Origin of the sequence: Rhizobium sp. FKL33 (assembly GCF_005222915.1) — a bacterium.
Lineage (GTDB): Bacteria > Pseudomonadota > Alphaproteobacteria > Rhizobiales > Rhizobiaceae > Rhizobium_E.
In genome coordinates this window covers 1-13,985 of record NZ_STFX01000038.1, presented here as the reverse complement: position 1 = coordinate 13,985, position 13,985 = coordinate 1, and the positions used below count along the sequence as shown (strand labels likewise).

16 protein-coding genes are annotated in these 13,985 nt (G+C 62.5%); 9 read left to right on the top strand and 7 right to left on the bottom strand.

The window, feature by feature from the left end; genetic code table 11:
• Window positions 1-40: 40 nt before the first annotated feature.
• The 3 genes from E8Q41_RS21375 to E8Q41_RS21365 all read right to left on the bottom strand — a co-directional run bounded on the left by E8Q41_RS21375 (window position 41) and on the right by E8Q41_RS21365 (window position 4,121).
• The gene (locus E8Q41_RS21375; RefSeq protein ID WP_137157701.1) at window positions 41-2,386 is read right to left on the bottom strand and encodes a glucose/quinate/shikimate family membrane-bound PQQ-dependent dehydrogenase; all 2,346 of its coding nucleotides are present in this window, start codon (window positions 2,384-2,386) and stop codon (window positions 41-43) included.
• Between the two features lie 42 nt (window positions 2,387-2,428).
• On the bottom strand, window positions 2,429-2,938 hold the full coding sequence (locus E8Q41_RS21370; RefSeq protein WP_137157599.1) for a sigma-70 family RNA polymerase sigma factor: 510 nt from the start codon (window positions 2,936-2,938) through the stop codon (window positions 2,429-2,431).
• A 460-nt stretch (window positions 2,939-3,398) separates the two neighbouring features.
• Window positions 3,399-4,121 carry a hypothetical protein gene (locus E8Q41_RS21365; protein WP_137157598.1) on the bottom strand — a complete coding sequence of 241 codons (723 nt, stop codon included), beginning with the start codon at window positions 4,119-4,121 and terminating at the stop codon, window positions 3,399-3,401.
• 164 nt (window positions 4,122-4,285) lie between these two features.
• Here E8Q41_RS21365 and E8Q41_RS21360 point away from each other — a divergent pair, with 164 nt between their 5' ends.
• The 3 genes from E8Q41_RS21360 to E8Q41_RS21350 all read left to right on the top strand — a co-directional run bounded on the left by E8Q41_RS21360 (window position 4,286) and on the right by E8Q41_RS21350 (window position 5,145).
• Entirely contained in the window at window positions 4,286-4,606 is a 321-nt protein-coding gene (locus E8Q41_RS21360) for a hypothetical protein (RefSeq protein WP_137157597.1), read from the top strand.
• Between the two features lie 39 nt (window positions 4,607-4,645).
• Complete coding sequence (locus tag E8Q41_RS21355) at window positions 4,646-4,891, top strand: hypothetical protein (RefSeq protein ID WP_137157596.1); 246 nt, start codon at window positions 4,646-4,648, stop codon at window positions 4,889-4,891.
• A 65-nt stretch (window positions 4,892-4,956) separates the two neighbouring features.
• Window positions 4,957-5,145 (top strand): hypothetical protein, encoded by a 189-nt coding sequence (locus E8Q41_RS21350; protein WP_137157595.1) that lies wholly within the window; start codon window positions 4,957-4,959, stop codon window positions 5,143-5,145.
• Window positions 5,146-5,155: 10 nt separating this feature from the next.
• Here the strand turns inward: E8Q41_RS21350 and E8Q41_RS21345 are convergent, their stop codons facing one another.
• The gene (locus tag E8Q41_RS21345) at window positions 5,156-5,386 is read right to left on the bottom strand and encodes a hypothetical protein (RefSeq protein ID WP_137157594.1); all 231 of its coding nucleotides are present in this window, start codon (window positions 5,384-5,386) and stop codon (window positions 5,156-5,158) included.
• A gap of 124 nt (window positions 5,387-5,510) precedes the next feature.
• Between E8Q41_RS21345 and E8Q41_RS21340 the strand changes: the two genes are divergently transcribed.
• Window positions 5,511-5,792, top strand: a complete 282-nt coding sequence (locus E8Q41_RS21340; protein WP_137157593.1) for a BON domain-containing protein — start codon at window positions 5,511-5,513, stop codon at window positions 5,790-5,792.
• 230 nt (window positions 5,793-6,022) lie between these two features.
• On the opposite strand, the gene E8Q41_RS21335 is transcribed toward E8Q41_RS21340, so the two are convergent.
• Window positions 6,023-6,583, bottom strand: coding sequence for a DNA-3-methyladenine glycosylase (locus E8Q41_RS21335; protein WP_137157700.1), 561 nt, complete (start codon window positions 6,581-6,583; stop codon window positions 6,023-6,025).
• A gap of 374 nt (window positions 6,584-6,957) precedes the next feature.
• Here E8Q41_RS21335 and glgA point away from each other — a divergent pair, with 374 nt between their 5' ends.
• From glgA to bioB, 4 genes are all read left to right on the top strand, one after another.
• A complete protein-coding gene (glgA, locus tag E8Q41_RS21330; RefSeq protein ID WP_137157592.1) occupies window positions 6,958-8,430 on the top strand; it encodes a glycogen synthase GlgA in 1,473 nt (490 codons plus the stop codon).
• Window positions 8,431-8,495: 65 nt separating this feature from the next.
• On the top strand, window positions 8,496-9,122 hold the full coding sequence (locus tag E8Q41_RS21325) for a GntR family transcriptional regulator (protein WP_137157591.1): 627 nt from the start codon (window positions 8,496-8,498) through the stop codon (window positions 9,120-9,122).
• 199 nt (window positions 9,123-9,321) lie between these two features.
• Window positions 9,322-9,834 carry a biotin transporter BioY gene (locus E8Q41_RS21320; protein ID WP_246660281.1) on the top strand — a complete coding sequence of 171 codons (513 nt, stop codon included), beginning with the start codon at window positions 9,322-9,324 and terminating at the stop codon, window positions 9,832-9,834.
• Window positions 9,831-10,817 (top strand): biotin synthase BioB, encoded by a 987-nt coding sequence (gene bioB / locus E8Q41_RS21315; RefSeq protein WP_137157589.1) that lies wholly within the window; start codon window positions 9,831-9,833, stop codon window positions 10,815-10,817. The genes E8Q41_RS21320 and bioB overlap by 4 nt, the downstream gene beginning before the upstream one ends.
• A gap of 171 nt (window positions 10,818-10,988) precedes the next feature.
• Here the strand turns inward: bioB and E8Q41_RS21310 are convergent, their stop codons facing one another.
• Both E8Q41_RS21310 and E8Q41_RS21305 read right to left on the bottom strand, forming a co-directional pair.
• A complete protein-coding gene (locus E8Q41_RS21310; RefSeq protein WP_137157588.1) occupies window positions 10,989-11,738 on the bottom strand; it encodes an SDR family oxidoreductase in 750 nt (249 codons plus the stop codon).
• 135 nt (window positions 11,739-11,873) lie between these two features.
• Window positions 11,874-12,995 carry a PRC-barrel domain-containing protein gene (locus tag E8Q41_RS21305; RefSeq protein ID WP_137157587.1) on the bottom strand — a complete coding sequence of 374 codons (1,122 nt, stop codon included), beginning with the start codon at window positions 12,993-12,995 and terminating at the stop codon, window positions 11,874-11,876.
• Window positions 12,996-13,402: 407 nt separating this feature from the next.
• On the opposite strand from E8Q41_RS21305, the gene E8Q41_RS21300 reads away from it, so the two are divergent.
• Window positions 13,403-13,903 (top strand): ferritin-like domain-containing protein, encoded by a 501-nt coding sequence (locus E8Q41_RS21300; RefSeq protein WP_137157586.1) that lies wholly within the window; start codon window positions 13,403-13,405, stop codon window positions 13,901-13,903.
• Window positions 13,904-13,985: the final 82 nt, after the last annotated feature.

The following is a 13,985-nucleotide window of genomic DNA, read 5'->3' as shown; positions in this document are numbered from 1 at the left end:
TCCAACATCCCGCTCCTTCCGATGTTCCTGGCCTTTCGGTCTATTTCGCCGGCAGGCTGTAGGCGATGACATAGTCGCCCGTCTTGGTGCCGACCGAGCCATGGCCGCCGGCGACAATCAGCACCACCTGCTTGCCCGACGCGTCGGTATAGGTCATCGGCGTCGCCTGGCCGCCGGCCGGAAGGCGGCCCTTCCAGAGTTCGCGGCCGGTCTTCAGGTCATAGGCGCGGATATAGTTGTCTACGGCCGCGCCGAGGAAGGCGACGCCGCCGCCGGTGATGATAGGGCCGCCGATGCCGGGAACGCCGAGCTTGAAGGGGAGAGGAAGCGGCGGCATGTCATAGACCGTGCCGTTGACATGCTTGTAGACGATTTCGCCGGTGCGAAGATCCGCCGCAGCGACATAGCCCCAGGGCGGCGCCTGGCAGGGAATGCCGAGCGGGCCGAGGAACGGGCCCATATAGACGCCATAAGGCGCGCCTTCATTGCGGTTGAGGCCCTGTTCCGATCCTTTCTCGTCGGCGCCCTTCGGCGGGATGTCGGCGCGCGGCACCAGTTTCGAGGTGAAGGCGAGATAGGCCGGCATGCCGAACATCACTTGCCGCACCGGATCGACGGCGACCGAGCCCCAGTTGAACACGCCGAAATTGCCGGGATAGACGAGCGTGCCATTGAGCGACGGCGGCGTGTACTGGCCTTCATAGTTGAGCTTGTGGAACGAGATGCGGCAGGCCATCTGGTCGAACATCGACACGCCCCACATATTCCGCTCCTGAAGAGGCGGCGGCCTGAAGGTGAGGCCGGTCCGCGGTTGGGTCGGCGACGCCCGGTCCTCGGGGATGGTCTTTTGCGGGGCGGGAACCTCCTCGATCGGGATCAGCGGTTCGCCCGAGCGGCGGTCCAGCACATAGATGTCGCCTTGCTTGGTGGGGCCGACAAGGGCGGGAACCGTCGTTCCATCCGGCTGTGTGATGTCAAGCAACGCCGGCTGGGCGGGCACATCCATGTCCCAGAGATCGTGATGCACGGTTTGGCGCACCCAGCGCACCGCGCCGGTGTTGACGTCGAGGGCGGCGATCGAGGACGAGAATTTCTCGACGGCCGGGCTGCGGTTCATGCCGAGCTGGTCGGGCACCTGGTTGCCAAGCGGGATATAGACGAGGCCGAGCGCTTCGTCGGTCGAGAAAACCGACCAGCTGTTGGGGGAGTTCGGCGTATAGGTCTGGCCCGGTCCGATTGGAGCGGTTTGCTCCGGATTGCCGCTGTCCCAGTTCCAAACCAGCGCGCCGGTGCGGACATCGAAGGCGCGGATCACGCCGGAAGGCGACTTGACCGAGTAGTTGTCGTTGACGGCGCCGCCGATGATGATCTTGTCGGCGGTGATGACGGGCGGCGAAGTGGAATAATAATAGCCGCTGGGATTGTAGGGCATGCCCTGTTCGAGCTGCAACTGACCCTGATTGGCGAAACTCGTGCAGATCTTGCCGGTCTTGGCGTCGAGCGCGATCAGGCGGGCGTCGGACACCGGCAGATAGACCCGCTCCTTGCAGGGGGCGTCGACGGCGGCTTCCGCATCGTTGAAATAGGTGACGCCCCGGCAGGTCTGGTGCTGGCGCGCGGAATCGAGTTTCACGCCGGGATCGAAGCGCCAGACTTCCTTGCCGGTCGTGGCGTCGAGCGCGATCGCCCAATTGTGCGGCGTGCAGAGATAGAGCGTGTTGCCGATCTTGAGCGGCGTCACCTGATAGGTGGTTTCGCCGACATCCCTCGGGCCCTTCTTGTCGCCGGTTTCGAAACGCCATTTCTCCTCCAGCAAGCCGACATTGGCGGGCGTGATCTCTGCGAGCGGCGAATAGCGCTGGCCGAGCTGGGTGCGTCCATAGCGGGGCCATTCGCCGGGATCGACGGTTTCGGTTGTCGAGGCCTGCACCTGCGGCGGCGGATCGGGAAGAACGCCGGGCTGATCATGGGGCGTCTGGACCATCGCATAGACGGCGACAGCGATGGAGACGAGCAACGGGACGCCGAGCGACAGGGACGAGGCGGTGCGGCCCTCCACACGCTCCAGCGAGCTGCCCAGGCGCCTGCGCACAAGCGGCGTCAGAAGCCAGAGGCCGAAGACGATGATGAAGCCGCCGCGTGGTCCGAGCTGCCACCAGTCGAAGCCCACTTCCCATACCGCCCATGCGAGAGAGGCCAGCGTGAACAGGCCATAGAGCGCCAGGGCTTCCTTGCGCCTCATGACCAGAAGCGCCGCGACCACGACGAACGCTGCGCCGGCAATCGCATAATAAGGGCTGCCGCCCAGGGTGAGGAGATTGATGCCGCCCACCAGCAGCACAACGCCAGACGCGGCGCTCACGAGCGCCGTCAAGGCAAGCATCAGCATATGTCAGTCCCCTATCTTCGTGACAAAGACCTCGGACCTTCAGGCTGAAAGGTCTCCGTCGACTTCCAGTGAAATCTGATGCCGGGCTCGATTGAGCCGGCTTTTCACCGTTCCGACCGCGCAATCGCAGACCTGTGCGGCGGTCTCGTAGCTATCGCCCATCACCGCCACGAGCAGCAGGACCTCGCGGTAATGCATCGGCAATCGGGAAAGCGCGCGTTCGAGTTCCCGCCCGCGCACCGTCCATTCCTGGGTGGCGGAGATGGCGCTGTCATCGGACACACAGGCGTCGGAACCCGGAGCCTCGCGCTTGGCGATGACGATCCGGGTGTAGAAGGTGTTGCGCATGATGGTGAAAAGCCAGGACTTCAATCTGGTTCCCGGCTGGAATTTGTCGATATTGGCAATGGCCTTGAGCAGCGTCTCCTGGACGAGATCGTCGGCGTCAGATGCATTGCGGCAGAAGGATCGGGCGAATGCGCGGAGGGCGGGAATGAGCTCGACGATCTCGGCGCGTATCGTTTCTCCCTGAGGCGGCGACACGGTCATATGCACGGTCCTTCCCGAAATCAACACGCATGACCGCTCAACGTCGCCGGCTTTGGTCCGGTTCCGCGCGAACCCGAATTTTTGAAAGATCGGGCCACTTCGAATTCGGCCCTTTCGTCAGGCTTCGGCAAAAAGGCGATCAGCAAAGATTCCCTGCGGGTCAAGCCGCGCGGCGTTTCGGGGGGAGTGACGAGCAGGCCCGCCAACGTTCTGCGGACCGGCTCGCCGTCAGCGAGAGCGAGATCAAGAACTTTGGGGTGGGATGTAGCTCTTGCGGCTGATCGGCGGCGTGTTGTGCAACTCCTCCGCGGCGGCGGCGCTTTGCGCGGTCCCGCATCAACATCGCCGGATTCATCCACTTACTGCATGAAGGGCGGCGTGTTCATAACGGCCACAACCTGCGTCGCGGGATTGAGCCTGACCTTGCGCCGGATTTTTACCCTCGGGAGCTATCCATCGATCAATTGATCAGGCGGGGTTCGCCGATGCCGGTGGTTTCGAGCAGGGTCACCAGCCATTTTTCGACCGGAACGTCGGCCGGGCAGCTTTCGATTTCCTGAATGGCGCGTTCCAGCGCCCGTTCGACCAGCGTTTCGGCGGATTCGTCCGTGGGGGTGATCTGACGGGCTCTCTGGCGCAACAGCGGCAGCAGAGCCAGAAAATTGCGCTCGTCTTCTGAGGTTTCAGCGCCGTTGTTCTTCGCTTCCGCTTCGGCCTGTTCCAGCGCGCGCCGGATGACGGGCCATGGGGCGGGCTTGCTCACCCTAGCCGCGTCGCGGAAGGCCTCCGGCACGATGGCGCTTTCATAGCCGGTGTAGAAGATGTACGGAATTTTCCGCGCCACGAGCTCGGATGCGAGATCGAACGCAATTCGACCGTTCAGGTTGAGATCGAGAATGGCGGCGGTGATGTCATTGTCTGCCCTGAGCGCGACAAGCGCGTCCTGCACGCAGGTATAAGGGCCGGACACCGTATAGCCGTCCGCCAGAGGTTCCGACGCCAGCTGTTCGCCGATGAGATAATCGTCTTCAAGCACCAGGAGTTTTCGGCCCGACGCCGCCGGTTTCACGGGCTTGACGCTGCGTGCGGCGCGCGCCGAGATCGTCGTCGAATTCGCTGCGCCCGCCGTCTCGCGGCTGTCGTTTACGCCGAAGTGTTCGCCTGATGTCCGTGACCCGGCCAATCTCGTTTCTCCTCCGAAGTACGCGCCACGGTCTGTTAGGCGCTGTTCATATTATGGGTGTTGAGAGGGCGCAAAGCTAGTGGGTTTTGTGCATAGGGTTGAATTTGTCCGATGGAACGTTGTCACGGTGATATTGTTTCCCTGAGCAAACAGGGAGCGATCTCATGTCGTCGATCAAAAAGATCCACTCGTTTGCCGCCTCGGTTGGGCTCATTGCAGTGATGTTTGCGACGACGCACCCCTCTTTGGCGCAAAACGCTCCGCAGCGGGCGCTCGATACGCCCGGCGGCGCGCAAGAGGACTGCCATGTGCGTCCGGATGGTCAGGCAGATCCCGCCCAGCCTCTCACCGAGCGCTTGCAGGATTGCAACAGCGTGCTGAAACCCAAAGGATTGGGCGATCCCGACATCGTGACGCCGCCGCCGAAGGTCAATGATCCCATCGCCATCGAACCGCCAAAGCCAACCGCGCCGGCTTCTCCATGAGCCGAGGCGCCTTCATCGACTGATTTCCGGGAGCACGAAATGGACGCTGATGAACTCGAACGTCGATTGAACGCGCATCGAGACGTGCTCACCACCATCGTCGCGGCTCTGGCCAGGAACGGCCAGACCGAGATCCTCTATCATCTCGCGCCGGAGACCCAGTTCATGAATGGTCAGGAAGATCCCGGCGTGTTGCCGAGCGAGGCTTTTGCGCTCGAACATGCTCATGCGGACGAAATCCGGCGGATCGTGGACGCGGCGCGCCTCCGGGCCGAGCGGTCCTGATCGGCAACCCGCAATGGGAACAAGTCCCGGCGAGAGGTGTTTGGCTGACAGGAAGGAGACATACGATGCTGAAATATGAAACATTCTCGTCGTCCATCGAGCCCGGATCGCCGCACCCTTCGGACCCGGACGTGATGCCGCCGCCGGTTTGGAAGCCCGATCCGCCGGTTCAGGAGCCTGAACCCGATCGCCTCCCCGACGAAGATCCTTCGCCGAACCCCGACGAAACCCGCGCGCCGCCGAGGCATGTGTGAGCGGTCACGCTCAATGATCCGGTTCCGGGTTTTCCGTATCCCGCTCATCATAATTGACATCCCAGTCGCCCGGGCCTTTCTTCTGGCCCGGGTTTTTCGCGGCTGTCGCGTCTTCCGTGCCGGTGATCACCGTGGGCTTGGCGCTCGCCACGCCGCTTGACTTGCGGTCGGCCTGGCTGGGCGCGAACTGGCCCTCGGCGTCCTTGCGGATCTTGGTCGTGTCGCTGCTGTCTTCCGTCATGACGTTCTCCTGTGCCGTTCAACAACCGCAGCCTCGGCAGGAGGTTCCCGAGCGGCGCGAGCGCGCGGGAACCCGAAGCGCCGTCCGCCTGTTGTTGCGTGAGAGCAAAAGCAGGAGCTGCCGCATGGTGTTCAAACCCCAGACCTTTCATGGCGACACGCCGGAAATCGACAAATCCGCCGGCGGCGCCCAGGTCGAGGCGAGGGTGGCCGATGCGCTGGCGTGCGCCGCCGATCTCGACGCCACCCAGGTGGCGGTGACGGAAGTCGACGGCGCCATCGTGCTCGACGGCATTGTGCTCTATCCGGAGGAAGTGGTGATCGCCGCCGACATTGCCGCGCGCGTGGGCGGCCTGCCGGTCCAGAACAGACTTCGTTGCCAGACCGACAAACCGAAGAGCGGGTGATGGTCGCGTGGGGTGCGCCCCGCCGACGTCTCAATCGATGTTGGTCAGGCTTCTGGTGTTGGCTCGGTCGAGCGCCGCTTCTGCGGCGGCGATGTCCAGACGGTTCGTCTCGGTCATGGTCTGGGCAAAGGCTTGAGGCTCGAGGGTTTGCTACGCCTGACCGGCGCAAACTGAAAGTGCCAACAACCGGTTGGCCAGGGACGCCGGACGATGACGACTACAAATATGATCTAGCGGAACGGCTTGCTCAGATGGGGCGAGCCCCGGACGCCGAAGCGGAGCGGTGCTTCGACCGCCTTGGTGATGCCGATGCGTGGCCCGATCACGATGTCCGGTTCCGATGCTCGGCTTTGCAGGCAGAAGGGCGGAGCGGTAATCGCCGCGCCGTCCTCCACGCCGGTGACCCCGAGCGCGGCGGTCAGCCGCCCAGGGCCGGAGCAGAGAAGGCGGTCGGCGAGGCCGCCGCGACGATCGCGCATGACCTCTACCCCCTCGGTCGGGACGAGCGCGCGAATCAACACCGCGCTTCCGGGTTCGCACACCACATTCAGGCACCAATGCACGCCATAGGAGCGATAGACATAGGCGCGGCCCGCCGGGCCGAACATCGCGCCGTTGCGCGGCGTCCGACCGCGATAGCTGTGCGAGGCGGGATCGTCGCGATGATAGGCTTCCGTCTCCACGATCACGCCGCCGCAACCGCGAAAAATAAGAGTCATTCCAAGAAGATCCCGCGCCACGCTTTCGGCGGATCGATTGAAGAAATCGGTATCTGTCAGCCCTGCCTGCATGATTTGTAACTTTCTGCGCACCCAATCGAAGCTGACTTCCCTAACGTCAGAATATTGTATTTCATAAACTTGAGTTACAAACTTACCGATCGGTTTTCCGTCGGCCGCTTTGCTCAGTAAGTCTCGGCGAAGATTGATTTGGTCATAAGCGAACATAAGCCGGCAACCTTTGCAGCCGTCAAAAATATTTTAATAACTTCAATCTGATGATAATGTCGCTGTCACGGTTTCTCCGACAAAATGAATATGATTCGGCAACGCGGGAGGAACCGGAAAAGCCCAGCGAAGTTGTAGCGGATACCAGATTTCATTTTTGGAACCTAGCCGGGGGGCAGCATGCCGCAGAGATCAGAACCCATCAGTGGGAAACGCCCATGAAAATCCTGTCCGTCACTTCTGAGGTTTTTCCCTATATCAAGACTGGCGGCCTCGCGGATGTGACTGGTTCTCTCCCGAAGGCCTTGAAAGTCTTCGGCGTCGACTCGATTACCCTGGTGCCCGGCTACTCCGTTTTCGATACGCTCTTGGGCGCGCAGCCGCCATTGTTCCGCTTCGACGAGATCCTCGGCGAAGAAGCGGCTTTGCATTTCGTGCAGACGCCCGACGCGGCGCTCTTCGTCCTCGATATTCCCGCGCTCTATCGTCGTCCCGGGGGCCCCTATGTCAACGAGCATGGGGTCGACCATCCCGACAACTGGAAGCGTTTCGCGGCCCTGTCGCTCGCCGGCGCGCTGATCGCCAATGGCGAATTGCCCGGCTGGAGCCCGGATCTGGTGCATACGCATGACTGGCAGTCGGCGCTGACCTCGGTCTATATGCGCCATATGGGCTGCGATAAGCCCGTGGTCCTGACCATTCACAACATCGCCTTCCAGGGTCAGTATTCGGCAGCGCTTCTGCCCTATCTGCACCTGCCGCCCAGCGCGCTCAGCATGGATTGCCTCGAATATTACGGCGACATCTGCTTCCTCAAGGGCGGGCTGATGACGTCGGATCTGATCACCACGGTCAGCCCCACTTATGCACGGGAAATCCTCACGCCCCGTTTCGGCATGGGGCTCGACGGCGTGCTGCGCTATCGCCGCGAAGATATGCGCGGGATTCTCAACGGCATCGACGAGGATATCTGGGATCCGGGACACGATCCGCTCCTTCCGCAGGCCTTCGATGTCGACAGCCTAGATTTGAAGGCGGTCAACAAGAAGGCGCTCAACGCCCGACTCGGCCTGCATGACGACGATGCGCCGATCTTCTCCTGCATCAGCCGTCTGACCTGGCAGAAGGGCATGGACATGGTGGCCTACGCCGCCGATTACCTCGTCTTCAACGGCGGCAAGCTGGTGATCTGCGGCAAAGGCGATCCGGAAATCGAAGGCATGCTGCAGGCCATGCAGGCGCGCCATCCCGGCCGCATCGCTGTCAGCATCGGCTATAGCGAGGAGCTGGCCCATCTGATCCATGGCGGCTCCGACGCCATCATCCAGCCTTCGCGTTTCGAACCCTGCGGCCTGACGCAGCTTTACGGCCTGCGCTATGGCGCGATCCCGGTCGTCTCCCGCACCGGCGGGCTGGCGGAAACGGTCATCGACGCCAATGACGCCGCCATGAACGCCGAGGTGGCCACCGGCTTCCAGTTCCACCCGGTCACCACCGACGGCCTCTGCCACGCCATCCGCCGCGCCATGGACGTCTATGCCGATCCCGCCCAATGGCGGCAATTGCAGACGCAGGCGATGAAGGCGCGGTTCTCCTGGGAGCGCAGCGCGGGGAGATATGCGGCGCTGTTTCGCAGCCTCGTCAGCCGGTCTGGCGCGACGGGGTATGAGATCAGGTTGGCGGTGGGGTGAAGCGCGGTTCATTTCCGGTCAATCGCTGATCGACACGCGGTCTCATCCGAATTATCTATAAAATCATGACGACCGCCAAATCAGAAACGATTGCCGCCCAGATCAGCAAGACGCTCGCCGCGCGGATTATCGCCGGCGAGATCGAGGCCGGCGCCAAGCTGCGACAGGATCATATCGCCGAGGAGTTCGGCGCGAGCCATGTTCCGGTTCGCGAAGCGTTCAAGCGACTGGAGTCGCAGGGCCTGGTCGTCAGCGAGCCGCGTCGCGGCGTCCGCGTCGCCGGCTTCAGCGTCGACGAAGTGCGCGAAGTGGCCGAGATGCGCGCCGCCCTCGAAACTCTGGCGTTGCGCAATGCGGTCCCGCATTTGACCAGAGCCATTCTGGATCAGGCCGAAGAAGCCAACCGGGCCGGGGATCGAGCGCTTAATGTTCAGGCGTGGGAAATGGCCAATCGCGCCTTTCACCGTATCCTCCTGGCTCCATGCGGCATGCCCCGCTTGCTGAAGGCGATCGATGATCTGCATACTGCGAGCGCCCGCTTTCTGTTTTCCGGCTGGCGCGCCGAATGGGAGGCCCCCACGGATCGCGACCACCGCGCCATCCTTGACGCGTTGAGAGCCGGGCAGACCGAAATCGCGGCAACCACGCTTGCGCGTCACGTCCAGACGATTGGGCAGAAAAAGCCCAAATAGACGCTCCTGCGTTTCCCATCACATTCTAAAATGATCGCGCGCCGCACGCGGCTATTGCCACGATTGTATTTTTGTGGATTCATTTAGCGATAGACTCTAAAAATTATCTATAATTATGGAATGAAGGAGACATGGAATGTCGGATATCGTTACGAAGCAGGCCGCAAGGCCTGGATCCAAAGCCATCCGCACGGGCGCGATGATCATAGCGGGCGCGGCGCTGATGACGCTGGCCGCAAAAGTCCAGATTCCGTTCTGGCCGGTGCCGATGACGCTCCACACGATGGCCGTCATGGCCTTCGCCGTCGCGTTCGGGCCGCGGATGGCGGTTTCGATCTTTCTCGCCTATCTCGCCGCGGGCGCTGCGGGCCTTCCGGTGTTCTCGGGTTCGCCGGAACGGGGTATCGGCCTCGCTTACATGGTCGGCCCGACCGGCGGTTATCTGCTCGGCTTTCTCGTCGCGTCCTGGGTTGTCGGCGTCTTGGCTGCCGGCAGGGGAATGATCGGCCGCGCCGGGGCGATGCTCGCCGGAATGGCGCTGATCTACGGGATCGGCGCAGCCTGGCTGGCGCTCTATGTCCCGGCGGCTCAGCTTCTTGCGGTCGGCGTTTTGCCTTTCCTGCCGGGTGATCTGGTCAAAATAGCCGTGGTGGCTTTGGGCAGCGCAGCGCTTCCTGCCTTGGGCATCCGCCTCCGGAGCAAAAGCGAATGACGGCTTTGGATGGCGTCATCCGGTACGACTGGACGGTCGAAGAGATCCTCGATCTTCAGGACGCGCCGTTGCTCGAACTCGTGGGCCGGGCCAATGCCGTGCACCGGCAACATCACGATCCCAACAAGGTCCAGAAAGCGAGCCTTCTGTCGATCAAGACGGGCGGTTGTCCTGAAGACTGCGCCTATTGCCCGCAGTCTGCCCATCATCGCGAAGTCGACCTGACTCGCGATCGGCTGATGGACCCTGAGAAAGTCATCGCCTTGGCTGAAACGGCCAAGGCGGCGGGGGCGGAGCGGTTCTGCATGGGCGCGGCATGGCGACAGGTTCGGGACGGCAAGGAGTTCGACGCCGTGATCGATATGGTCGCCGGCGTTCGCGCTCTCGGCATGGAAGCCTGCGTCACGCTCGGTATGCTGAAGCCGCATCAGGCCGAGCGCCTCGCGGCGGCGGGGCTGACCGCCTACAATCACAATCTCGATACGAGTCCGGAATTCTACGGACAGATCATCAGCACACGCACGTATGAGGACCGGCTGGAGACGCTGGCGATCGTGCGCTCCTTCGGCATCGATCTGTGCTGCGGCGGCATTATCGGCATGGGAGAGACGATGCGCGACCGGGCGTCCATGTTGCAGGTCCTGGCGACAATGGCGCCGCATCCGGAAAGCGTGCCGATAAACGCCCTTGTGCCGGTCGAAGGCACGCCGCTGGCGAACCGCGCGCGCATCGATCCTCTCGAGCTGGTTCGAATGGTGGCGACGGCGCGGTTGGTCATGCCCGGTTCGACGGTTCGCCTCTCCGCCGGACGGTCTGCGTTGAACCGTGAGGCGCAAATTCTCTGTCTCGTCGCGGGCGCCAATTCGGTGTTCTATGGCGACACGCTGCTCACCACGCCGAATTCCGGTATCGGCGAGGACGCCCACCTGTTCGCAGACCTAGCGAGACGGGAGCCGACCTGCACGCAGCGCGCTGCGAGTTGACCGCAATCGCGTGTCGTTTCGACCGGAAGCCGCGTCTAAAGACGCGGCTTCCCAAAAGATTCCAAGAAGGGCATGATCCGGGGAGCAGCCGCACTGTCAGCGCTATACTCATAGCGCCTGGCTCATGCATGTGACCGCCCAGCCGGGGTGGAGCCGATCCGAACGCGCAGTCTATTTTACCGCCGAATTCCCACCATCGGCGTAAAGCGCCGAACCGGTGACGAAACTCGCGGCAGGGCTTGCGAGAAACAGCGCCGCGCGCGCGATTTCATCGGGCTCCGCGATGCGTTTCATGGCGTGCAGGCTGGCGGCCCAGTCCTTCTGGGCCTGATCGCCGGCCATGCCGGTGTCGGTTCCGCCGGGCAGAAGCGCATTGGCGCGGATGTTTTTCGCGCCGTAATCGGCGGCTATGGATTTGACCAGGCCCATCAGGCCGGCTTTGGCGGCGGCATAGGCGCCCATGCCGGGAAGGCCGACGCTCGTGCCGACAAAGCTCGAGGTAAAGACGATCGCGCCGCCGCCGCGTGCCAGCATCGCGGGGATCTGGACGCGGCTTGCGAGAAAAGCGGCGGTCAGATTGGAGGTGAGCGCCGCCTGCCAGTCCTCCACCGAGAGTTCCGCGAGCGGTTTGATCGCGCCGACCATGCCGGCGTTGTTGAAAGCAATGTCCACTCCACCAAATCTGCTTTTTGCTTCGTCCACCAGTTCCGCATGGGTGCCGGCCAATTCGACATCGCCTGAGATCGCTATCGCTTTGCCGCCGCCAGCCCGGATCTCGGCGGCGGCGCGCTCAAGCGCCTGCTGGCCGCGCGCATTCAGAATGAGACTCGCGCCTTCCTGAGCGAAAAGATGCGCCGCCGCCTTGCCGATGCCCGAGGATGCGCCGCTGATGATCGCGACCTTGTTGTCCAAAACGCCCATGACTGGTTCTCCTGTTGCTGAAGGCCCAGGCATAGGGAGTGAGCAGGCAGCGCGACACCCGATTTCCGTGCGGAAAGACGGCAACGAAAAGGGCCGCCGAAACGGCGACCCTTCGAATGTCTGGACGGAGGCGGATTACTCGGCCGAAGCCTTGTATTCCGGCTGAGCCTTCAGCGTGTCCTTGTTGGCGTCGATATAGACGCGGACATCGTCGCCCTTGGTGTTGCGCATGATGTTGAGCTCTTCCGGCGTGACGGCGATTTCGCGCGCGCCGATGCCGAGGAAGCCGCCGACATCGAGGACGACGTCCTTGATCTGGCCCTGTTCGTTCATCACCAGACGGTTGATCGTGGCGACGTCTTCGTCATTCGGGCCGTAGACAGTGGCGCCCTGCAGCTTTTCGGCCGTCAGTTCGGTCGGCTGGGCGGTTTCATAGCCTTCGCGGGTGACCGAGGGAGCGGTCAGACGCGTGCGGTTGTCGTCCATCGCGGCGCCGGTATTGGTCGAAGCCGTCGTCTGCATGTCCTGCTGGGCGGCCGCGTCATTCGTGGCCTGGCCGGTCGCCGGCGGGGTCGCCGTCGTGGTGTTGGAGGCCTGTGTATCGACGCCGGAGTTCATGCCGGTGGCGGCGCCATTGGGTTTGGTGTTGCCGGCGGCCATATCAGTCGAGCCGGCCGCGCCGGAGGCTCCGGCATCCGTGGCCGCGGGAGCGGCAGCCATGTTGGTGTCCGTCGCCGTGGTGGCGCCGGCCTGATTCTGGGTTGCGTCGTTCGCGGCGTCAGCGGTTTCTTCCGGAGCTTTCCAAGCGGGGGCGTCGTTCAGAGCCTGCTTGTTGGCGTTGATCACCAGGAAGTAGTCGTCGGCGCCATCGCCATTCTTGACGAACTTCACCTGATCCATCGCCACGGCGACGTTCTTTTCGCCGATGCCGAGGAAGCCGCCGACGCCGAGCACCACGGCCTTCACGTCGCCCTGACGGTCCAGCAGCACTTCGTTGATTTCGCCGATGTCATCCCAGTCGCGCTCGGCGCCCGGCTGCACGGCCTGATCGGTCGCCATGGCCTGTTCGGTCGCATAGACGCGCTGACCGATGAATTCCGAAGCGCGGATATCGGACGGGCCAGCCTGGTAGGCGCTGAACTGCGACGCGGCCCCGGCGGTTGCGGCCGGCGTCGTGGTCGACTGGTCGGAAGACTGTGCAAAGGCGCTGCCGCCCATCACGAGCACAATTGCTGTCGTTGCCAAAAAGCTTTTCATCACGCGATCTCCTTGAGTTAATCTTTATCTGTCTTTTCCATGCTGCCGCATTTACTTTGAACCGTCGGCGCGCCGTAGCGTGTTGCCGTGCTCCAAAAACTTCTCGGGGAAGGAAAGGTTCCGTCGATCTGGTCACCGAGACGACTTTCCGTTGCTAGCGCCGTCAGACCCGTTTGCCGCGAATCTCGTCTCGGATCAGGAACTTTCCACGCATGCCTTTCGTTTGGAGGCCGCGTGACGCCTGCAACTTTCTCTATCATCCCCTTCGAGAAAGGCATGCGTCGGAAACGCGGTAAGCATGCGGATCTGAGGTTGACGCCTCTTTCGCAGATGGGCGGAGTTTGGCGTTTCAAAGCATATATCCAATCTCTCTCCCTCATTGGAAACTATTCCCTAAGGAGAAAAACATGGCTCAGAAAATGCTCGATGATCTGTTCTACGATACGCTCAAGGATATCTATTACGCCGAGCGTCAAATTCTGAAGGCTCTTCCGAAGATGGCGCGCAGCGCCACCGACCCGAAGCTGAAGCAGGCTTTTGAAAAGCACAAGGAAGAAACCCAGGGCCAGATCGAGCGCCTCCAGCAGGTGTTCGAACTGATCGGCAAGCGCGCCCAGGGCAAGACCTGCGAAGCCATCCAGGGCATCATCGCCGAAGGCGAAGAGATCATGGACGAGTTCAAGGGCGCCCCGGCTCTCGACGCCGGTCTCATTTCCTCGGCCCAGGCGGTCGAGCACTATGAGATCACCCGCTACGGGACGCTGCGCACCTGGGCCAACCAGCTCGGTTACAAGGACGCCGTCAAGCTGCTCGACATGACGCTGGAAGAGGAATCCCGCACCGACGAGGACCTCACCAAACTGGCCGAGACGGCTGTCAACGCCGCAGCCCAGCAGAAAGCCGCCTGAGGCTAGAGCATCGTACGATTAATCCGGGGCACATCCTGCCGCTTTGAAGAAGTTCCAGCATTCGGCTCGATTGAAGAGGTTG